Annotated in this window: 19 protein-coding genes; 8 read left to right on the forward strand and 11 right to left on the reverse strand. The window is 57.9% G+C overall.

The genetic code is table 11. The features are described 5' to 3' along the window. The first annotated feature begins 36 nt into the window (after nucleotides 1–36). On the forward strand, nucleotides 37–759 hold the full coding sequence (gene folM / locus QQF33_RS21535) for a dihydromonapterin reductase (protein WP_285158577.1): 723 nt from the start codon (nucleotides 37–39) through the stop codon (nucleotides 757–759). Here the strand turns inward: folM and QQF33_RS21540 are convergent. Next, nucleotides 756–1,091, reverse strand: coding sequence for a GlpM family protein (locus QQF33_RS21540; RefSeq protein WP_095281854.1), 336 nt, complete (start codon nucleotides 1,089–1,091; stop codon nucleotides 756–758). The genes folM and QQF33_RS21540 overlap by 4 nt on opposite strands. Nucleotides 1,092–1,218: 127 nt before the next feature. Here QQF33_RS21540 and rstA point away from each other — a divergent pair, with 127 nt between their 5' ends. Then, complete coding sequence (gene rstA / locus QQF33_RS21545; RefSeq protein ID WP_282493243.1) at nucleotides 1,219–1,935, forward strand: two-component system response regulator RstA; 717 nt, start codon at nucleotides 1,219–1,221, stop codon at nucleotides 1,933–1,935. A 481-nt stretch (nucleotides 1,936–2,416) separates the two neighbouring features. Further along, nucleotides 2,417–3,715, forward strand: coding sequence for a two-component system sensor histidine kinase RstB (gene rstB, locus QQF33_RS21550; protein WP_285150247.1), 1,299 nt, complete (start codon nucleotides 2,417–2,419; stop codon nucleotides 3,713–3,715). A gap of 6 nt (nucleotides 3,716–3,721) precedes the next feature. On the opposite strand, the gene nikR is transcribed toward rstB, so the two are convergent. The 6 genes from nikR to nikA are packed head-to-tail and all read right to left on the reverse strand — an operon-like array spanning nucleotide 3,722 to nucleotide 9,018. Continuing rightward, nucleotides 3,722–4,123 carry a nickel-responsive transcriptional regulator NikR gene (nikR, locus tag QQF33_RS21555; protein ID WP_285144638.1) on the reverse strand — a complete coding sequence of 134 codons (402 nt, stop codon included), beginning with the start codon at nucleotides 4,121–4,123 and terminating at the stop codon, nucleotides 3,722–3,724. A gap of 12 nt (nucleotides 4,124–4,135) precedes the next feature. Further along, complete coding sequence (gene nikE / locus QQF33_RS21560; protein WP_285150246.1) at nucleotides 4,136–4,912, reverse strand: nickel import ATP-binding protein NikE; 777 nt, start codon at nucleotides 4,910–4,912, stop codon at nucleotides 4,136–4,138. After that, the gene (gene nikD / locus QQF33_RS21565) at nucleotides 4,909–5,673 is read right to left on the reverse strand and encodes a nickel import ATP-binding protein NikD (RefSeq protein WP_285150245.1); all 765 of its coding nucleotides are present in this window, start codon (nucleotides 5,671–5,673) and stop codon (nucleotides 4,909–4,911) included. Before nikD ends, nikE begins: the two co-directional genes overlap by 4 nt. Beyond that, nucleotides 5,673–6,506, reverse strand: a complete 834-nt coding sequence (gene nikC, locus QQF33_RS21570; protein ID WP_285158579.1) for a nickel ABC transporter permease subunit NikC — start codon at nucleotides 6,504–6,506, stop codon at nucleotides 5,673–5,675. The genes nikD and nikC overlap by 1 nt, the downstream gene beginning before the upstream one ends. Continuing rightward, the gene (gene nikB / locus QQF33_RS21575; RefSeq protein ID WP_285150243.1) at nucleotides 6,503–7,447 is read right to left on the reverse strand and encodes a nickel ABC transporter permease subunit NikB; all 945 of its coding nucleotides are present in this window, start codon (nucleotides 7,445–7,447) and stop codon (nucleotides 6,503–6,505) included. The genes nikC and nikB overlap by 4 nt, the downstream gene beginning before the upstream one ends. Next, nucleotides 7,447–9,018, reverse strand: coding sequence for a nickel ABC transporter substrate-binding protein (gene nikA, locus QQF33_RS21580; protein ID WP_285150242.1), 1,572 nt, complete (start codon nucleotides 9,016–9,018; stop codon nucleotides 7,447–7,449). The genes nikB and nikA overlap by 1 nt, the downstream gene beginning before the upstream one ends. Before the next feature lie 238 nt (nucleotides 9,019–9,256). Between nikA and tus the strand changes: the two genes are divergently transcribed. Then, the gene (gene tus / locus QQF33_RS21585; protein ID WP_285150241.1) at nucleotides 9,257–10,186 is read left to right on the forward strand and encodes a DNA replication terminus site-binding protein; all 930 of its coding nucleotides are present in this window, start codon (nucleotides 9,257–9,259) and stop codon (nucleotides 10,184–10,186) included. On the opposite strand, the gene fumC is transcribed toward tus, so the two are convergent. Both fumC and fumA read right to left on the reverse strand, forming a co-directional pair. Beyond that, nucleotides 10,187–11,581, reverse strand: a complete 1,395-nt coding sequence (gene fumC / locus QQF33_RS21590) for a class II fumarate hydratase (RefSeq protein ID WP_285150240.1) — start codon at nucleotides 11,579–11,581, stop codon at nucleotides 10,187–10,189. It lies immediately after the preceding gene. Between the two features lie 285 nt (nucleotides 11,582–11,866). Next, nucleotides 11,867–13,513 (reverse strand): class I fumarate hydratase FumA, encoded by a 1,647-nt coding sequence (fumA, locus tag QQF33_RS21595; protein WP_285158580.1) that lies wholly within the window; start codon nucleotides 13,511–13,513, stop codon nucleotides 11,867–11,869. A gap of 200 nt (nucleotides 13,514–13,713) precedes the next feature. On the opposite strand from fumA, the gene manA reads away from it, so the two are divergent. Both manA and QQF33_RS21605 read left to right on the forward strand, forming a co-directional pair. After that, nucleotides 13,714–14,889 carry a mannose-6-phosphate isomerase gene (manA, locus tag QQF33_RS21600; RefSeq protein ID WP_285150239.1) on the forward strand — a complete coding sequence of 392 codons (1,176 nt, stop codon included), beginning with the start codon at nucleotides 13,714–13,716 and terminating at the stop codon, nucleotides 14,887–14,889. A gap of 87 nt (nucleotides 14,890–14,976) precedes the next feature. Beyond that, entirely contained in the window at nucleotides 14,977–16,494 is a 1,518-nt protein-coding gene (locus tag QQF33_RS21605; RefSeq protein ID WP_285150238.1) for a YdgA family protein, read from the forward strand. A gap of 104 nt (nucleotides 16,495–16,598) precedes the next feature. On the opposite strand, the gene QQF33_RS21610 is transcribed toward QQF33_RS21605, so the two are convergent. Further along, nucleotides 16,599–17,114, reverse strand: a complete 516-nt coding sequence (locus tag QQF33_RS21610; protein ID WP_285150237.1) for a phospholipase D family nuclease — start codon at nucleotides 17,112–17,114, stop codon at nucleotides 16,599–16,601. 96 nt (nucleotides 17,115–17,210) lie between these two features. After that, entirely contained in the window at nucleotides 17,211–18,239 is a 1,029-nt protein-coding gene (locus QQF33_RS21615) for a Mal regulon transcriptional regulator MalI (RefSeq protein WP_282493257.1), read from the reverse strand. A gap of 178 nt (nucleotides 18,240–18,417) precedes the next feature. On the opposite strand from QQF33_RS21615, the gene malX reads away from it, so the two are divergent. Continuing rightward, a complete protein-coding gene (gene malX, locus QQF33_RS21620) occupies nucleotides 18,418–20,007 on the forward strand; it encodes a maltose/glucose-specific PTS transporter subunit IIBC (RefSeq protein WP_285144650.1) in 1,590 nt (529 codons plus the stop codon). 49 nt (nucleotides 20,008–20,056) lie between these two features. Next, the gene (locus QQF33_RS21625; RefSeq protein ID WP_285144651.1) at nucleotides 20,057–21,229 is read left to right on the forward strand and encodes a MalY/PatB family protein; all 1,173 of its coding nucleotides are present in this window, start codon (nucleotides 20,057–20,059) and stop codon (nucleotides 21,227–21,229) included. Nucleotides 21,230–21,358: the final 129 nt, after the last annotated feature.

Raw genomic sequence — 21,358 nt, forward strand, 5'->3', positions numbered from 1 at the left:
CGTTTTTCCCATTGTCGAAGGAATATGGAGAACACGATGGGAAAAGTACCGCAACGCCCGATTCTGATTACTGGCGCAGGCCGACGCATCGGCCTCGCCCTTGCCCACCACTTCCTCAATCAGCACCAGCCGGTGATCGTCAGTTACCGGACGGAATACGGCTCCATTGAAGGATTGAGAAACGCAGGCGCGGTCTGCATTCAGGCGGATTTCTCCACGGACGCCGGGATTCTGGCATTTGCTGACACCGTGAAATCCACCTCTGACGGCCTGCGCGCTATCGTGCATAACGCCAGCGCCTGGCAGGCAGAAAAACCGGGCACACCGCTGAGTGACACCCTCGCCGCGATGATGCAGATCCACGTTCACGCCCCCTATTTGCTCAACCACGCCCTGCAGGATCTGCTGTGCGGGCACGGCCATGCCGCAAGCGATATCATTCATTTCACCGATTACGTGGTGGAGCGCGGAAGCGACAAACACATCGCCTATGCGGCAAGCAAAGCGGCGCTGGATAACATGACCCGCTCATTTGCCCGCAAGCTCGCGCCAGAGGTCAAAGTCAACGCCATCGCCCCGTCGCTGATTCTGTTTAACGACCACGATGACGCGGAATATCGCCAGAAAGCGCTCAATAAATCGCTGATGAAAATCGCGCCGGGCGAGAAAGAGGTGATCGATCTTATCGACTACCTGCTGACCAGTTGCTACGTGACAGGCCGCTCATTCGGCGTGGACGGCGGTCGCCCGCTGAACTAGTGGAAACGGCTCCAGAAGAAGATCAACACCCAGGCGCTGAGGCTCCAGCAGACCACTGCCCCGCCCAGCGCCAGCGGTAACCGCATCATGGCGGTGAAATACCACAGAGAAAGCAGATAGATAAAATAGGGAATGATCGACCACATACCAAACACGATGGTGGTCCGCAGCGCCTCAATTCCCCGCTCAGACGCCACAATATAGTGAGCGATCAGCGCAAAGGTCGGGAACAGCGGAATCAGCCCGGCGATATAGTAATTTTTGGTCTTCGCCAGAATGCCAATCAACACGACCACCAGCGCACCCAGCGCGGCTTTGATCAAAAGCGCCATCCTTTTCCCTTAACAATCAAATAACAATAACGGCCAGCATAACGGAACTGGGGTTAATTTTGAAAGATTAATGGAAGGTTAAGGTTGCGCGGTGTATGTTGGCTTTTTTCACGAAAACAGACGTTGTATGAATAAGATCGTTTTTGTTGAGGACGAACCGGAAGTCGGCCAGCTGATCGCCGCCTATCTGGGAAAACACGATATGGACGTTATCGTTGAGCCGCGAGGCGACCGTGCGGAAGAAGTGGTGCTGCGCGAAAAGCCCGACCTGGTGCTGCTCGATATCATGCTCCCCGGCAAAGACGGGATGACCGTGTGCCGCGATTTACGCGCGCAATGGGACGGCCCGATAGTGCTGCTCACCTCCCTCGACAGCGACATGAACCACATTCTGTCGCTGGAAATGGGCGCGAACGATTATATTCTCAAAACCACGCCGCCTGCGGTGCTGCTGGCGCGCCTGCGGTTACACCTGCGCCAGCGCGTCGTCACCGAAAGCCAGACGTCGTCTGCGGCACTGACCCCGCACAAAGCCATGCGTTTTGGCACCTTGTCGATCGACCCCGTTAACCGTCAGGTACTGCTTTCCGGCGTGGATATCGCCCTGTCGACCGCCGATTTTGATCTGCTGTGGGAGCTGGCGACCCACGCCGGACAGATTATGGATCGCGACGCCCTGCTGAAAAACCTGCGCGGCGTGAGCTACGACGGGATGGATCGCAGCGTTGACGTCGCCATTTCGCGCCTGCGTAAAAAGCTGCTGGATAACGCCACCGAGCCGTATCGCATCAAAACCGTGCGTAACAAAGGCTATCTGTTCGCACCGCACGCCTGGGAAACCTGATAGCCAGACACGCAGAGCTCTAGCGCTGAAACATCGCCAGAAGATAAGAGAGGCTGCAGCTCCACCAGTCTCTCTTCCGGAGAGGATGCTCATACTTTGAATCAGCGCATTGAAATGAGAGTTACTCTTCAGCGATATTATTCGAACAAATCACATTAAGGATGATAACCATGAAAACCTTCGTGCTACCCTGGTTTATTTTCATTAACGTATACGGTTGCATTACGCTTGCAAATCAGTTGAGTGAGTCATGGTTTGATGGCTCAGACATACCCATGTTCATCGCTATTCCCTTTCTTTGCGTGACCAACTTCATCGCTGCAAAATCTCTAAAGCGCTCTTAACCGTCGTCCTCCATATCCAGCACATCATAGGTGTTGTCAGCCAGCGCAAACCCTGCTTTTATAGCACCCCTGAGGGCACGTGAGACGGAGCGCCCCAACAAAACCGAGCTAAGTCGTAGTATTACGGGTGACCATTCATGAAAAAGCTGTTTGTGCAGTTTTATCTTTTACTGTTTGTCTGTTTTCTGGTCATGACCATGTTGGTCGGGCTGGTCTACAAATTCACCGCCGAGCGCGCGGGCAGGCAGTCGCTGGATGACCTGATGAAAAGCTCACTCTATCTGATGCGCAGCGAACTGCGAGAAATTCCGCCGCACGACTGGGCGAAGACGCTGAAAGAGCTGGATCTGAATCTGTCGTTTAATATGCGCATCGAGCCACTCAAAAATTACGATCTCGATGCCCCGACCACCCAACGCCTGCGCGATGGCGACATTGTGGCGCTTGACGATCAGTACACCTTTATCCAGCGCATTCCGCGCAGCCACTACGTGCTGGCGGTCGGCCCGGTTCCTTATCTCTATTTTATGCATCAGATGCGGCTGCTTGATATGGCCCTGCTGGCGTTTATCGCCATCTCGCTGGCCTTCCCGGTGTTTATCTGGATGCGGCCCCACTGGCAGGATATGTTGCGTCTGGAATCCGCCGCGCAGCGTTTTGGCGAAGGACATTTTACCGAGCGCATCCACTTTGACAGCGCCTCCAGTTTTGAGCGCCTGGGCGTCGCCTTTAACCAGATGGCCGATAACATCAATGCCCTGATCGCCAGTAAAAAAGCGCTGATCGACGGCATCGCTCACGAGCTCCGCACGCCGCTGGTGCGCCTGCGCTATCGCCTGGAGATGAGCGAAAACCTGACGGAGGCCGAATCCCTGGCGCTCAATCGCGATATCGGCCAGCTGGAAGCGCTGATCGAGGAACTCCTGACCTACGCCCGTCTCGATCGTCCGCAGAATGAACTCAAACTCAGCACGCCCGATCTGTCGGCGTGGATCCACAGCCATATTGAGGATGTGCAGAGCGTGAATCCGCAGCGCACGCTGCTGCTGGAGAACAGCCCTGGCGATTACGGTGCGCTGGATATGCGCCTGATGGAGCGCGTGCTGGATAACCTGGTCAATAACGCCCTGCGCTACAGCGAAAGCCAGCTGCGTATTAGCTTGCACCTGAACGGCAGCGAGGCGAGTTTAGCGGTCGAAGACGATGGCCCCGGCATTGCCGCCGACGAACGCGAGCGGGTGTTCGAGCCGTTCGTGCGTCTGGACCCGAGCCGCGACCGCGCGACGGGCGGCTGCGGTCTGGGGCTGGCGATTGTCCACTCGATTGCTCAGGCGATGGGCGGCCACGTCAGCTGCGATGAAAGCGATCTCGGCGGCGCGAAGTTCTGCTTTAGCTGGCCGGTGTACCACAACATCACCCTTCCCGTGACCGTCTGACGCGCATCACGCCTCGTCAGGCAGCACCTGCAAATGCCCATGCCGCACGCCGCGCTGGGCAATCACATCATCGGCAAAATGCTGAATATCGCCCATATCGCCTTTTAACACCGCGATCTCCAGACAATCCTCGTGGCTGACGTGGACGTGCAGCGTGGCGACTGACAGGTCGTGATGATGGTGCTGCGTCGAGACCAGACGCCGCGCCAGATCGCGCTTCTCGTGCTCATACACATAAGACAATACCGCAAACCCGTTCCTGCCGTGCTCCTGAGCGGTTTCCTGCGCCAGCGCGCCGCGCAGAATATCGCGCAGCGCCTCTGAGCGATTGTTATAACCCCGGCGCTGGCTCAGGCTGTCCAGCGTCTCCAGCAAATCATCATCAAGCGTGATAGTGACACGTTGCATCGGATGTAACCCTCAAAGTCTGGCGCGACGGCGCACGGGGAAAGCGGGAAGAACCGCGGTTTGTAACCTCTGTCCGGCAATGGATGAAAAGGTTAAGGTCTCACCGACGGTTTGCGTCTCAACGATTTTCCCCTCCTCCATCACCATCACCCGGTCGCAAAACCGCTCGACCAGCCGCAAGTCATGTGTGATAAACAGGCAGGCGGTGCCAAACTGCTGCTGGAGTTTTTTGAGCAGGCAAATGACGTTGGCCTGCAATACCAGATCGAGGTTCGACACCGCCTCGTCGAGAATTAATAGCCTCGGTTCCACGGCCAGTGCCCGCGCCAGGCAGACGCGCTGAAGCTGTCCGCCGCTGAGCTGCGGTGGGCGCTGGTTGAGAAGCGAATCGTCCAGCTCAACCGCCTGCAGCAGGTCGCGGGCGCGGGCCAGCTGTTCAGTCCTCGTTAAGGACAAAAGATGACGCATCGGCTCGCGCAGGATTTCGCTGACAGTTTTGCGTGGATTCACCGCGCTGATGGCGTCCTGAAAAACCATCTGGATCTCACGGCGAAAAGCTTTTTGCCGGGCTCGATTGAGTGTTGACAGCGACTCGCCCTGCCAGAAAACCTCGCCCTGACTGGGCGACTCCAGCCCCACCAGCAGGCGCGCGAGAGTGCTTTTCCCGCAGCCGCTGCGACCGAGCAAAGCCACGGTCTCACCGGTTTTCAGGCTCAGGGCGACGTCGTCCAGCACCCACGCTGCGCGGGAATATTGATGCGATACTGCGGAAACGGAAAGGAGCGTCATTGGGTCAACTCCATGCCATACAGGGCCAGATGCGCCGATACCAGGCCGCGCGTCACCGGATGGACCGGCACACGAAACAGCATGTCCACGTCGCCCTGCTCGACAATCACCCCGCGATCCATCACCGCCACGTCATCCGCCAGGCGAGCGACCACGCCCATGTCGTGCGTGACCAGTAGCATGCCGGGTGCACGGGTGTGCATGATATCGTCCAGCAAATCCAGAATCCGCGACTGGGCGACGGCATCCAGATCGGTGGTCGGCTCATCGGCAATAATAAAAGGCGCGTCGCACAGCACCGCCATGGCGATCATCATCCGCTGCAACATGCCACCGCTCATCTCGAAGGGATAGAGCTTCAGCACGCGTTCCGCCTCCTCCAGCCCAACGGCAGTTAACGCCGCGATAAGCGCCGCGTCATCCGACGCTTTACCCAGCGCCTGACAGGTCTCGCGGGCGTGCGTCGCCATGGTGTGCAGCGGATTAAAGGCGCTGCGCGGGTTCTGCATAATGGTCGCGACCTTGATTCCCCGAAGAGACGCCGGAGTGATCTCCTGACCGTCGGCCAGAATCTGCCCCGCCGTCTGACGCACACCGGCAGGCAACACGCCGAGCGCGGCCGCGCAGGTTAGGGATTTCCCACTCCCGCTGCCGCCGACCAGCGCCAGCACGCGCCCGCGTTTCAGGGTCAGCGAGACGCCGTTGACTAACGTGCGATCCGCCTTAAGAACAATATTCTGCAAATCAATACGCTGTGGCATCAGTGGGCGTGCTCCGTGGCCAGATGAGGATCGAGGTGATCGCGCAGGGCGTCACCCACCAGGTTAAAGGCCATCACGCTGATAAACAGCGCCAGCCCCGGCCAGAACATCTGCAGCGGCTGGGTCCAGATATACTGACGCGCGTCGTTAATCATCACGCCCCATTCGGCGGTCGGCGCTGTCACGCCTAAGCCGAGGAAAGACATCCCGGCGACGTGCAGCATCATGTGGCCGATATCGAGCGTCGCCAGCACCAGCAGCGACGGCAGCGCGGCCCCCGTCAGGTGGTCGATAAAAATGCGCAGATTTCCGGCCCCGGAAAGACGCGACGCGAGGACGAACTCCCGCTGACGCAGGGCGATCACCAGGCTGCGCACCATCCGCGCATACCAGGCCCAATGCGAGAGCGCGATGGCGATGATGACGTTGGTCAGCCCCGTCCCCAGCACGCCCACAAGGAAGAACGACAGAATCGAGGTCGGAAAGGTCATGAACATATCCGCGACGCGCATGGTGAGCTGATCGATACGTCCGCCGAGCAGCCCCGCTGCGCCGCCGATCACCATGCCCAAAATCAGGACTAACAGCAGGCAGGCTATTACCGAACCCAGCGACACGCGCGTCGCCGCCAGCAAACGGGAAAAAATGTCGCGCCCGAGGTGGTCGGTGCCGAGCCAGTGCTGGCTGTCGGGCGACAGCAGCCGCGAAGGCAGATCAATCGCCTGCGGATCGTACGGCAGCCACCACTGGCTGGTGAGCGCAACCAGCGCCAGCAGCGCGATGATCGCCAGCGCCAGACGAACGGAGAGACGCGCGGAACGATAAAAATTCATGCGTGCGCTCCTTCATGACGCCGAATGCGCGGGTCGAGCGCCGCGTTCAGCACGTCCACCGCCAGATTGCAGAGGACAAACACCACCACCATGATCAGCGTAAAGCACTGGATGACCGGATAGTCGCGATTAAAAATCGCCGAGACGGCGTAGCGCCCCACGCCCGGCCAGGCAAAGATGTTTTCGATGATCATCGTCCCGCCGATCAGCTCGCCGATGTGCATCCCGACGGCGGTGATCATCGGCAGCGAGGCGTTGCGCAGAATATGGCGACGCTCGGTCTGTTTGTGGCTCAGCCCGCGCAGACGTGCCCAGGTGACGTGCCGCTGTCCGGCGACGTCGAGCATGCTGGCCCGCAGCAGTCGGGCGTTAATCGCCAGCGACATAAAGGCGATCGACACCGCAGGCAAAATCAGGTGCTGCCAGTCGCCGTAGCCCATCGCCGGGAGCCATTTGAGCCACACCGAAAAACACATCACCAGCAGGAAGGCGAGCCAGAAATTGGGCATCGAGACGCCGAGGAACGAGATCACCCGCACGATGAAATCCGGCAGCTTGTCGCGATGGCGCGCCGCCCAGATCCCCAGCGGCACCGAGGTGAAGAGGATCAGGACCAGCGCCGCACCGGCCAGCAGCAGCGTGGCGGGCAGAAAATGCAGAACATCGTCCAGCACCGGGCGCTGGGTGGCGAAGGAGATGCCGAAATCCAGATGCAGCGCCCGCCACAGCCAGGTGCCGTACTGCACGATTAACGGCTGATCCAGCCCGAGCATCACGCGCGTGGAGGCGACCATTTCCGGCGTGGGCGGAAGGTTCGACAGACGCAGATAATCCAGCGCCGGGTCGCCAGTGCCAAGGCGCAGCATCAGAAAGATAATCACCGAGGCGGCGAGAATCATCGGGATCAGGAGCAGCACACGCCGCAGTATATAGCGCAGCATTACTGCTTCACCGGTTGGATCTGTTCGAACGGAATATCGGAGGCGATGGGCGCGAACGGGATCACGCCAAGCTCGGGCTTCGCCACCACCATCATCGAAACGTAGCTTATCGGCAGGTAGACCGCGTCGTTGTGCAGGCGGGTTAAGATATCGCGGTACAGCGCCTGGCGCTGCGCTTCATCGCTCGTTGAGAGCACTTCGCCAATCTCTTTGTCGATGACCGGTTTATCCGCGAGGCCCAGCTGCGCCTGATAGTCGGCGTGGGATGGCACGCGCATCGAGCTCATAAAGGCATGCGGGTCGTAAGGCGCGCCCCAGGTGCGGTTGAAGATCATGCCAAAACGCCCGTCGCGCTGACGGGCGTAAATGCTGCTCTCCTCTTCCCCGACCAGCGCCACATCGACGCCCACCTGACGCATATCGGCCTGAATGATTTCCGCCATAGATTTACTCAGGGCATCGGTACCGATATAGGAGAGTTCAATCCGCAGCGGCTGGCCGTTTTTCTCGCGGATGACTTTTCCGCTCTGCGCCTTCCATCCCGCCTGTTCCAGCAGGGATTCGGCGTGCTGAGGATCGTACTGACGCGGCTTCAGGCCAATGTTCGCGTAGGGCACCGTCGGGGCAAAGAGCGTGTCCGCGACTTTTTGTGTGCCGTAGAGGGCGTTGTCGATCAGGGATTTTTTGTTGACCGCGTAGTTCAGCGCTTCGCGCACCGCCAGATCGTCCGTCGGCGCTTTAGCGGAATTGAGCGCGAGCATCACCGTTTCGACGGGCTGGGAAAGCTGGGTGCGATAGTTCGCGCTCTGGCTGAACCGGGCAAAGGTATCGAGCGGGAGCAGCCCCTCATTGCCATACAGCAGGTCAATATCGCCCGTTTCAAAAGCCACGGCGCGGGTGGTCGGGTCCGGGATCACTTTAACCGTGATCTGCCGGATGACGGGCTTTTCGCCCCAGTAGCGGTCGTTACGTACCAGCACGTCATACTGGTTGAGTTTTGACTCTTTCAGCACCCACGGACCGGTGCCGACTGGCGCTTTGATGCCGTTCATCGTTTCATTGTTTTTAAACTGCGACGGGGCGATAAAACGGAAAGGACGCGGCAGCGCGAGTTCCTGTAAGAACGGGTAATAGGCGCTTTTCAGGGTGATTTGCAATTCGGTATCGCTGAGGGCTTTGACGTCGACGATCTGTCGGGCCAGCTCCAGCCAGGCGTGGCGCTGGCGGTTATCCAGCACGGCGCGAAAGTTCTCGGCAGCGGCGAACGCATTAAAGGGTTCACCGTTGGAAAAAGTGACACCGTCACGCAGAGTGAACACCCATGTTTTGCCATCCGCCGTGTGGGTCCAGCTTTTCGCCAGCCAGGGTTTGACCGAGCCATCGGTCTGATATTTCACCAGCGGTTCGTACACCATGCTCTGGGCAAACATTTGGTTGGGCGTATAAAGATGGGGATTAAGCGGTCCAACGTTGACGGGCCACGCGGTTGTCAGTTCATCCGGTGCGGTGGCTTGTGCGAAGAACGACGCGCACGCCAGCAGCGCGCAGAGGATACGGCCTGGTCTGGACAAAAGTTGCCTCTTACCCTTTCGGGGTAGCTAAAACGTGTGACGATTTTAGGTTTTCATCATACTTTTAACCTGTTCTGGATCAACCGAGGGGGCATGAGAGACGCAAAGTATACAAAATTCGTATAGTTAACCCTCAATCGATAAGACCGATTTACCCTGCCCAACCGAATCCGCACCGTAGCCTGACCGGGCGCACTGTGCTATATAATAAGTATGTTGTAACTACTGCGAGTGTTTTATGGCGACTTACGATCTTCTCGAACGGCTGAATTCGACTTTTCACCAGATAGAACACGAGCTGATGAGCCTGTGCGAACGGCTCAAAAGCTGCCGACTGCTGGCCGCGCGCGTCTTTACTTTGCCGGATGTGGTCAAAGGTGCGGAGCACGATCCGTTGGATGTGATTGAGGTGAAGCAGCATATCGGCAAGGAGGCGCTGGACCTGACGCTCGCCCACTACCGCCATCTCTTTATCCAGCAGCAGTCGGAGAACCGCAGCAGCAAAGCCGCCGTGCGTCTGCCGGGCGTGATATGCCTGCAGTGCGACACCCCCCTGCGCGAGCAGATTGAAAACCAGATTGCCCACATTAACGCCCTTAAGGCGCAGTTTGAGAAGATTGTCACCGAAGAGTCAGGCCTGGCTCCCGCCGCACGCTTTGAGTGGGTGCATCGCCAACTGCCGGGCCTGATTACCCTCAACGCCTACCGCTCCCTGACGCTCCTGCGCCACCCGGCGACCCTTCGCTTTGGCTGGGCGAACAAGCACATCATCAAGAATTTTACCCGCAACGAGGTGCTGTCGATGCTCGAGAAGAGCCTGAAATCCCCGCGTACCATGGCCCCGTGGTCGCGGGAACAGTGGATCGAGCGCCTCGAGCAGGAGTACGAGAATATCGCCGCGCTGCCTGACGATGCGCGTCTCAAAATCAAACGTCCGGTGAAAGTCCAGCCGATTGCGCGCGTCTGGTATTCCGGTGAACAGAAGCAGGTACAGTACGCCTGTCCGACGCCGCTGATTGCCCTGTATGACACGGAACAAGGGGCGATGGTGCCGGATATCGGCGAACTGCTGAATTACGATGCCGAAAATATTCAGCATCGTTATAAACCGCAGGCACAGCCGCTGCGATTGATTATTCCGCGGCTGCACCTGTATGTGGCGGAGTGATTATTTCATGCTGCCGACCATCTCTTCCGGACGAACCCAGGCATCAAACTCGGCCTCGGTGAGATAGCCCAACGCCAGGGCTGAGGCTTTCAGCGTCAGCCCCTCTTTGTGCGCTTTTTTGGCGATTTCCGCCGCTTTGTCGTAGCCAATGTGGGTATTGAGCGCCGTCACCAGCATCAGAGATTCGTTCAGCAGCTGGCTGATGCGATCCCGGTTTGGCTCGATGCCCGTCGCGCAGTGCTCGTTGAAGCTCTCCATTCCGTCCGCCAGCAAACGCACGGATTGCAGGAAGTTATGGATCACCATCGGGCGGTAGACGTTGAGCTCAAAGTTGCCCGATGCCCCGCCGAGATTCACCGCCACGTCGTTACCGATCACCTGACAGCAGAGCATAGTCATGGCTTCGCACTGGGTCGGATTCACTTTGCCCGGCATGATGGAGCTGCCCGGTTCGTTTTCCGGAATGCTGATTTCGCCGATACCACAGCGCGGGCCGGACGCCAGCCAGCGCACGTCGTTGGCGATTTTCATCAGCGAGGCCGCCAGCCCTTTCAGCGCGCCGTGGGCGTGAACCAGCGCATCGCAGGTGCCGAGGGCTTCGAATTTATTCGGCGCGGTGACGAAGGCTTGCCCGGTGATCGCCGCCAGCTCTTTCGCCACCCGCACGGCATATTCCGGGTGGGTGTTTAGCCCTGTCCCCACCGCCGTGCCGCCCAGCGCCAGTTCACAGAGATGCGGCAGGCTGTGGTCGATATGCCTGAGGTTGTGCTCGAGCATCGCTACCCAGCCGGAGATCTCCTGGCCGAGGGTAAGCGGCGTGGCGTCCTGCAAGTGGGTGCGGCCAATTTTGACGATGTCGCTGAACGCCTGTGATTTTTCGCTCAGGGTTTGGGTCAGCACCTTCAGCTGCGGAATGAGGTGCTCGCGCAGGCCGATGATCGCCGCGACGTGCATGGCGGTCGGGAAGACGTCGTTCGAGCTTTGGCTTTTGTTGACGTCATCGTTCGGGTGGACCTTGCGCTCCATACCGCGCACGCCGCCCAGCAGTTCGCTCGCGCGGTTGGCCAGCACTTCGTTCATGTTCATATTGCTTTGGGTGCCGGAGCCGGTCTGCCAGATGGCAAGCGGGAATTCGTCGGGGTGTTTGTCGGCCAGCACTTCATCGGCGGCGCTGATAATGGCCGTCGCTTTCTCGGCGCTCAGCAGGCCTAAATCCTGGTTAACTTTCGCGGCAGCGCGTTTGGTCAGCGCCAGAGCGTGGATCAGCGAGACGGGCATTTTCTCCGTTGAGATACGGAAATGCTCCAGCGAGCGCTGGGTCTGCGCGCCCCACAGCTTGTCAGCCGGGACGTCGATGGCACCCATTGAATCTTTCTCGCGACGATTGGTGGTCATTACTTTCTCCTTGATAACAATGAAGTTGGCGACATTGCTCACATGCTGGATTAAGTATTGTTTGCTTCAAAAAAACGGTATGGCGCTTTGTGCGCTCTTTTTTTCGGGTGGCGGCTACGTGTCGCCAGTCCGGGATTCTGCGGTTTTTGTGTCGGGTGGCGCTTCGCTTACCCGACCTACGGTTACTGCGGTTTTCACGTCGGGTGGCGCTTCGCTTACCCGACCTACGGACCCTAGATTTTGTAGGCCGGGTAAGGCGAAGCCGCCACCCGGCGCCGTTTAAAGCTACTTAACGCACGCCGAACACTGGGACGACTGGATCTGTTTGAAGAAATCGTTGCCCTTGTCATCCACAAGGATGAACGCCGGGAAATCTTCCACTTCAATTTTCCAGATCGCCTCCATCCCCAGATCCGGATACTCCACGCACTCCAGGCTCTTGATGCTGCCTTGTGCCAGAACCGCAGCCGGGCCGCCGATACTGCCGAGATAGAACCCGCCGTGCTTGTGGCACGCATCCGTCACCTGCTGACTGCGGTTGCCTTTGGCGAGCATGATCATGCTCCCGCCGTTGGCCTGCAGCTGATCCACGTAGGAATCCATGCGCCCTGCCGTGGTCGGGCCGAGTGAACCCGAGGCATAACCCTCTGGCGTTTTCGCCGGTCCCGCATAATAGATCGGGTGATCTTTCACGTACTGCGGCAGCCCTTCGCCGTTATCCAGACGCTCCTGCAATTTGGCATGCGCAATGTCGCGCCCGACGATAATGGTGCCGTTCAGCGACAGACGCGTCGACACCGGATACTGGGACAGCTGCGCCAGGATCTCGCTCATCGGACGGTTGAGATCGACATGCACCGCCTCGCCCTCACCGGCTTTGCGCAGCTCTTCCGGAATGTATTTCCCCGGATTGTTTTCCAGTTTTTCGATCCAGATACCGTCGCGGTTGATCTTCGCTTTGATGTTGCGATCCGCTGAACATGAGACGCCCATCCCGACCGGGCAAGAGGCACCGTGACGCGGGAGACGGATCACGCGGATATCGTGGGCGAAATATTTTCCGCCGAACTGCGCGCCTAAACCTAAGTTCTGCGCTTCGGTCAGCAGTTCCTGCTCAAGCTGAACGTCGCGGAACGCCTGACCGTGTTCGTTCCCTTCCGTCGGCAGGCCGTCATAGTATTTGGTCGACGCCAGTTTGACGGTTTTCAGGGTGCTTTCCGCGGAAGTCCCGCCGATAACAAACGCGATGTGATACGGCGGGCAGGCAGCCGTGCCGAGGGTGCGCATTTTCTCGACCAGGTAGTTTTTCAGCTTGCCCGGTGAGAGCAGCGCTTTGGTTTCCTGGTACAGATAGGTTTTGTTGGCAGAACCGCCGCCTTTGGCGATGCACAGGAATTTGTACTCGTCGCCGTCGACGCTGTAGAGGTCAATCTGCGCCGGGAGGTTGGTGCCGGTGTTGACCTCTTTGTACATATCCAGCGCCGCGTTTTGCGAATAGCGCAGGTTATCTTCGATGTAGGTGTTGTACACACCGTGCGCCAGGGCGGCCTCGTCACCGCCGCCGGTCCAGACGCGCTGGCCTTTTTTGCCGGTGATGATCGCGGTGCCCGTGTCCTGACAGGTCGGCAGAATGCCTTTCGCGGCGATATCGGAGTTACGCAGGAACTGCAGCGCGACGTATTTGTCGTTTTCGCTGGCCTGCGGATCGCTCAGGATATCGGCCACCTGCTGCTGATGCGCCGGGCGCAGCATAAAGGAAGCATCGTGGAAAGCGTGCTGCGCCAGTAAGGTCAGCGCCTGCGGGTCAACTTTGAGGATCTCCTGCCCTTCGAATTCAGAGACAGAGACGTGGTCAGATGTTAACAGATAGTATTCAGTCTGATCCTTCGCCAGCGGGAAGGGATCTTGATAATGAAAGGGTTTATTCGACATTGTTCTCTCACTTACTGCTTCGGTCTGGTTATTTAAGAGCAGATGTTCCGCTGCCCTGCTTAAAAGCGAGTTTGCTTATCCTACACAATTTTTTAACAAAAACTGAGACTAGTACGACTTTTTACATGTGCAGGTTACTTCCGGGCGGTTTATTGCTTTAATACGCGAAGATAATTCCACATTTGAAACAGGGCTTGATAATGCAAAAACTCATCAACTCAGTGCAGAACTATGCCTGGGGAAGTCAAACTGCGTTAACGGATCTCTACGGTATCGCGAATCCCGACAACCTTCCGATGGCGGAGCTGTGGATGGGCGCGCACCCGAAGAGCAGCTCAAAAATTGAAGACGCCAGCGGCCAGGTCCGCTCCCTGCGTGATGTGATCGACGCGGATAAAGCCGCGCTGCTGGGCGATGCGGTTGCCGAACGTTTTGGCGAACTGCCGTTCCTGTTCAAAGTGCTGTGCGCCGCGCAGCCGCTCTCCATTCAGGTTCACCCGAACAAGAAAGCCTCTGAGATCGGGTTTGCGAAAGAGAATAAGGCGGGTATTCCGCTGGATGCCGCCGAGCGTAACTACAAAGATCCCAACCACAAACCGGAACTGGTGTTCGCCTTAACGCCGTTCCTGGCGATGAACGCCTTCCGCGAGTTCTCCGAGATTGTCTCTCTGCTGCAACCGGTCGCAGGCGCGCATCACGCCATCGCCCATTTCCTCGAAAACCCGGACGCAGCGGGCCTGAGCCAGCTGTTCGCCAGCCTGCTGAACATGCAGGACGACGAAAAATCCCACGCGCTGGCGGTGCTCAAAGCGGCACTCAACAGCCAGCAGGGCGAGCCGTGGCAGACTATTCGCCTGATCTCTGAGTTCTACCCGAACGACAGCGGCCTGTTCTCCCCGCTGCTGCTGAACGTGGTGAAACTCAATCCGGGCGACGCGATGTTCCTGTTTGCCGAAACTCCGCACGCCTACCTGCAGGGCGTGGCGCTGGAAGTGATGGCGAACTCCGACAACGTGCTGCGCGCCGGTCTGACGCCGAAGTACATCGACATCCCTGAACTGGTGGCGAACGTCAAATTCGTGGCAAAACCGGCGGCCGAACTGCTGACCCAGCCGGTGAAAAACGGTGCGGAGCTGGACTTCCCAATCCCGGTTGACGATTTTGCCTTTGCCCTGCACGACCTGAGCGCGCAAGAGACGGCAGTTTCCCAGCAGAGCGCGGCGATCCTGTTCTGCGTCGAAGGCGAAGCGGTGCTGAGCAAAGGCGAGCAGCGCCTGGTGCTAAAGCCGGGTGAGTCGGCGTTTGTGGCGGCGAATGAGTCCCCGATTAGCATCAGCGGTAATGGCCGTTTGGCCCGAGTCTTCAATAAGCTATAAGTTTATCGACTCTCTTGCTAAGCTAGTTACAGGCTTTATATCTCCAGGCGGTTTCTACCGCCTGGTTTCATTTTAGGGATAATCACGATGAAAAAATCGGTTGTAGCGGTTGGCGTTGTTGTCGCATTAGGGGTTGTCTGGACGGGTGCGTCATGGTTTACAGGCAAACAGCTGGAAGGCCGTCTGGCCGAAATGGTGGCGCAGGCCAATAGCGAAATCAAACGCACAGCACCGGAAGCCGGGCTGGAACTGAGCTATCAGAACTACCAGCGCGGCGTCTTCAAGAGCCATATGCAGCTGGTCGTGAAGCCGGTTGCGGGAGCGGAGAACGGCTGGCTGAAAGCCGGTCAGAGCGTGGTGCTGGACGAAGTGGTCGATCATGGTCCCTTCCCGCTGGCGCAGCTTAAGCATTTCAACCTGATCCCTTCCATGGCGTCGGTGAAAACAACGCTTGTGAACAACGAAGCGACTAAGCCACTGTTCGATCTGGCGAAGAACGAATCCCCGTTTGTGATTGATACGCGCATTAGCTACGCCGGTGATACCAGCTCTGATATTGCCCTGAAAGCGCTGAACTACGAAAAAGGCGACGAGAAAGTGGCCTTCAGCGGCGGCGATTTCAAACTGGATGCGGATCGCGAGGGTAACGTCTTCTCCCTGAGCGGCTCGGCGGAAAGCGGCCTGGTGAACGCGGTCAACGAATACAATCAGAAAGTCCAGATGACCTTCAATAATCTGAAAGCAGACGGCAACAGCCGCCTGACCAGTTTTAATGAGCGCATCGGCGATCAGAAAATCAGCCTCGATAAACTGGCGATTTCTGTAGAAGGCAAAGAGATGGCCGTGCTGGAAGGGATGGATCTGAACGGTCAATCTGATATCTCCAAAGACGAGAAAACCGTTAACAGCCAGCTGGATTACAGCCTGAAGAGCCTGAAAGTGCAAAACCAGGATCTGGGCTCAAGCAAAATGACCCTGAAAATCGGCAATATCGACGGCCAGGCGTGGCACCAGTTTAGCCAGCAGTATCGCGCGCAAAGCCAGGCGCTGCTCGCGGATAAAGAGTTGATGACTAAGAACCCTGAGCTGTATCAGCAAAAAGCGATGGATGCGCTGCTAAGCAATCTGCCGCTGCTGCTGAAAGGCGAACCGGTGATCACCATCGCTCCGCTGAGCTGGAAAAACAGCAAAGGTGAAACCAACTTTAACCTGTCTCTGTTCCTGAAAGATCCGGCAACGGCGACCGGTGAAGCGCAGACGCTGGCGCAGGAAGTGGATCGCAGCGTGAAATCCATCGACAGCAAGCTGACCATTCCGGTGGATATGGCGACCGAGTTTATGACCCAGATTGCGAAGCTTGAAGGGTATAACGACGCCGACGCCGCGAAGCTGGCAAGCCAGCAGGTGAAAGGCATGGCGGCGATGGGCCAGATGTTCCGTATCACGACGCTGGAAGATAACGTGATCGGCACCAGCCTGCAGTATGCGAACGGCCAGGTGACTCTGAACGGGCAGAAAATGCCGCTGGAAGATTTCGTCGGCATGTTCGGGATGCCAACGCTGGGAATGCCTGAACCGGCTGTACCTGCGGCTCCGCAGCAGTAACGGTGAACATCGCCGGGTGGCGCTGCGCTTACCCGGCCTACAGAGCCAGTGCGACTGAGGGATTTGTAGGCCGGGTAAGGCGAAGCCGCCACCCGGCTTTTTTTTTATGACGAGAAATCCACCCCCTGCCGCCAGCGGTTCTCCCAGTGCGCAAGATACTGCGCCACCAGGTCCGGTGCGTTATGAATCACAATCACGTTCTCTGAGTTCTTGTACTCCGCCGTTTTGGCAAAGTTAAATGAGCCCGTTTCCACCGTATTCCCATCCGTAATAATCACCTTATCGTGTTGAATACGATAGTGATTATCCGTTCTGAGCTTGATGCCGTTTTGCGTCACGTAGTGCATTGCCAGCAGGCTTTTGTTGCTGATGTTTCCCTTCTCATCAATCACTATTTGCACGTCGACGCCGCGCTTTTGCGCCGCCACCAGCGCATTCATCACATCCGGGGCGCTAAAAGAAAAAGACATCATGCGGATCGATTTTGTCGCTTCATTAATGGTTTTCAGCACCAGCTCCTGAGCGCCGCCCTCCGGTGAAAAACCGACTTCGATATTGCTGGAGGCGAAGGACAACGCGGGAATGAACGCTAAGGCGAGCAGGGTTTTGGAGATTTGCATGGGGTAATCGTTTTACAGAACAAAACAGGTAGGCTGAATATGCATCGTTCGCTGACCTCAGCCGTTGATCTGGATCATTCAGCAAACTTATGCTTCTTACTTCACCGTCACCAGTCGCGCCGACACAATCTGGTGCCCGGCCTGGACGTCTGATTTCTCGATGCGCTGCATCATCCGGTCAGCCAGCGTATACCCCATCTCCCGCGCCGGGGTGGTGGCCCAGACAATAGGCAGATCGTCCAGCGCGTTTTCGCCGACATCCGCAAAGGCACCGAGCGCCACCTGCTGGTCGAAGAAGGTTTCCACGCCGCCCTCGCCGCTCTGGCGCCCGGCGCGGATCAGGCCGAACCACGCGCCCATCGCAATGATGTCGTTGTAGCAGATCACCGCGCTGATGGTCGGATTGCTGCGCAACAGCGCCCCCATCGCCTCGGCCGCTTTCTTCTGGCTGGATTCGCACTCGACCACCCATTCGCTGTGGAACGGCAGACCGTATTTGATCAACGTCGAGCAGTAGCCGCCCACGCGTTCGGCGCGGGTGAGTGAGGAGCTTTTCCCGCCCAGCCAGGCGATTTTCTGATGACCGCGACGGATAAGATGCTCGGTCAGCATTTGTGCGGCCTGCATGTTGTCGGGCCGCAGGGTATCGGCTTCATCGAGATAGCTGGCGCGCGAGGCGAAGACCAGCGGCACGCCCTTCTCGGCTGCGCGCTCGCAGAGTTCACTGCCCACACCCGACGCTCCGGCGATAATCACGCCGTCCACGCCCTGGGTCAGCAACATGTCCAGACGCGACAGCAGTTGCTCCGCTTCACGGCCACCGTGCAGCAAGAAAACCATCCGCCCCTGCGCTTCGAGCGCTTCCGTCAGCCCGGCGGTCAGTTCCGCATAAAAAGGCGACGTCAGATCGCGCACAATCAGGCCAATCACGCCGCTCTGCCCGCCGCGCAGCGACGCCGCCTGACGGTTACGCACAAACCCCAGCTGCTCCACCGCCTCGTTTACACGCTGGCCGGTGGCGGGAGAAATGCGCCCTTTTCCGCTGAGGACCAGCGAAACGGTACTGACCGATACCCCGGCCGCCAGCGCAACATCATTGATGGTGATCTTCTTCGCAACAGACATGTGAACGCGCAACTCCCTGATGTGCAGTCCGATAAAACGTTTTATCAATAGGTTCTATTTATACTGCTAATTAAAGCACGAGAATGTGATTCAGAGCTCACTAAAGTTTGGTAAAACGTTTTATCTTCTCGCCACAGTGAATCAGCTAAAACCATTTAAACCATCAAGGAGTCGTTTTATGACGGCGAAAGCAGCACAAAAAATATCGCTGTGGGAGTTCTTCCAGCAACTGGGTAAAACCTTTATGTTGCCGGTGGCACTGCTCTCGTTTTGCGGGATCATGCTCGGGATCGGCAGCTCACTCAGCAGTCATGATGTCGTTACGCTGATCCCGTTCCTCGGCAATCCGGTGCTGCAGGCGATTTTCATCTGGATGAGTAAAGTCGGCTCCTTTGCTTTTAGCTTCCTGCCGGTGATGTTCTGTATCGCTATCCCGCTGGGGCTGGCGCGCGAGAACAAAGGCGTGGCGGCATTTGCCGGTTTCGTCGGTTACGCGGTGATGAACCTGGCGGTGAACTTCTGGCTGACCGCCAAAGGCATTCTGCCTACCACCGACGCCGCGGTGCTGAAAGCCAACAACATCCAGAGCGTGCTGGGCATTCAGTCCATCGATACCGGGATCCTCGGTGCGGTGATTGCCGGTGTGATCATCTGGATGCTGCACGAGCGCTTCCACAATATCCGCCTGCCGGACGCCCTGGCCTTCTTCGGCGGCACCCGCTTTGTGCCGATTGCGACTCTGGTTGTTATGGGTCTGTTTGGTCTGATCATTCCGCTGATCTGGCCGGTCTTCGCGATGGGCATTACAGGTATTGGCCGCATCATTAACAGCGCAGGCGATTTCGGTCCGATGATTTTCGGAACCGGCGAGCGTCTGCTCCTGCCGTTTGGTTTGCAGCACATTCTGGTGGCGCTGATCCGCTTTACTGAAGCAGGCGGCACGATGGACGTGTGCGGCCACGACGTGAGCGGCGCGCTGACCATCTTCCAGGCGCAGCTGAGCTGCCCGACCACCCACGGCTTCTCTGAGAGCGCGACTCGCTTCCTGTCGCAGGGTAAAATGCCGGCCTTCCTGGGCGGTCTGCCGGGCGCAGCGCTGGCGATGTACCACTGCGCACGCCCTGAAAATCGTCACAAAATTAAAGGCCTGCTGATCTCCGGTGTCATCGCCTGCGTCGTCGGCGGTACCACTGAACCGATCGAGTTCCTGTTCCTGTTCGTCGCCCCGGTTCTGTATCTCATCCACGCCGTGCTGACCGGTCTGGGCTTCACCGTGATGGCGGTTCTGGGCGTGACCATCGGTAACACCGACGGCAACGTGATCGACTTCGTGGTGTTCGGGATCCTGCACGGTCTGTCGACCAAGTGGTATCTGGTACCGGTTGTGGCAGCCATCTGGTTCGCGGTGTACTACGGTATCTTCCGCTTCGCCATCACCCGCTTTAACCTGAAAACCCCTGGCCGTGATACGGACACCGCCAGCACTGAACAAGCGGTGGTTGGGACTGTCGGTAAATCTGGCTACAACACGCCAGCGATTCTGGCAGCACTGGGCGGCGCGGATAACATCACGTCGCTGGATAACTGCATCACCCGCCTGCGTCTGTCGGTGAACGATATGTCGAAAGTGGACACCAACGCCCTGAAGGCCAACCGGGCCATCGGCGTGGTACAGTTGAATCAGCATAATTTGCAGGTGGTGATTGGGCCGCAGGTCCAGTCGGTCAAAGATGAGCTATCGACGCTGATGCGTACGGTAGAAGCCTGACACCTCACCCCCTTCCCATGAAGGGGGTTTTATTTTAAGGACGAGCGCTATGTTTGATTTCTCAACCGTCGTCGATCGCCATGGGACCTGGTGTACCCAGTGGGATTACGTCGCCGACCGCTTCGGGGCAGACGACCTGCTGCCTTTTACTATCTCCGATATGGATTTTGCTACCGCGCCGTGCATCACTGCCGCGCTGCATGAGCGCATCAACCACGGCGTATTTGGCTACAGCCGCTGGAAAAATGACGAATTCCTCGCCGCCGTGGCGCACTGGTTCCAGCAGCGGTTCAACAGCCGCATTGATAAAGAATCCCTCGTGTATGGCCCTTCGGTGATCTATATGGTCTCTGAGCTTATCCGCATCTGGTCAAAACCGGGCGACGGCATCGTGGTCCACACCCCGGCCTACGATGCGTTTTACAACGCCGTGCAGGGCAACGATCGCAAAGTCGTTCCGGTTTCGATGCAAAAAAGCGCGACCGGCTGGGTGTGCGATATGGCGAAACTGGAAGCCGAGTTGGCGAAACCCGAGAACACCATTTTACTGCTGTGCAGCCCGCAAAACCCGACCGGAAAAGTCTGGACGCGCGACGAGCTGAACACGATGGCTGAGCTGTGCGCCCGCTACGGCGTGGCGGTGATCAGCGATGAAATCCACATGGATATGGTGTGGGGCGACCACCAGCACACGCCGTGGAACGAAGTGGCGAAGAGCAAGTGGGCGCTGCTGACCTCAGGGTCCAAGAGCTTCAACATTCCGGCGCTGACCGGCGCCTACGGGCTGATTGGCGACGACGAAAGTCGGGCGAGCTACCTGAAAGCGCTGAAAGGCCGCGACGGGCTGTCATCCCCTTCCGTGCTGGCGCTGACGGCACATATCGCCGCTTACGAGCAAGGCGAAGCGTGGCTGGATGCGCTGCGCGCCTATCTGGAAAGTAATCTGCACTACGTGGCTGAGCAGTTGAACGCTGCGTTTCCGCAGCTGAACTGGCAGCCGCCGGAAGCGACCTATCTGGCGTGGATCGATTTGAGTGTGCTAGGTATCGACGATAAAGCGCTGCAAAAAGTGCTGATCGAGCAGCAAAAAGTGGCGATTATGCCGGGATACACTTATGGCGTGGAAGGTAACGGGTATGTACGCCTGAACGCCGGATGCCCTAAGCGCAAGCTGGAACAGGGTGTTGAGCGGTTGATTGCGGGGATTCGGACGCTGCTGTAACATTTTGCCGGGTGGCGCTGCTGTATGACCGGATACATAGGTGACAGATCAGACCGGGAACATAGGTAACACTTTCTAGTCTATCCGGACCACACTCTCGGTTTTTCGGTCGTAGTACGCAAGCGTTAT

The organism is Lelliottia wanjuensis (assembly GCF_030238365.1).
Lineage (GTDB): Bacteria > Pseudomonadota > Gammaproteobacteria > Enterobacterales > Enterobacteriaceae > Enterobacter > Enterobacter wanjuensis.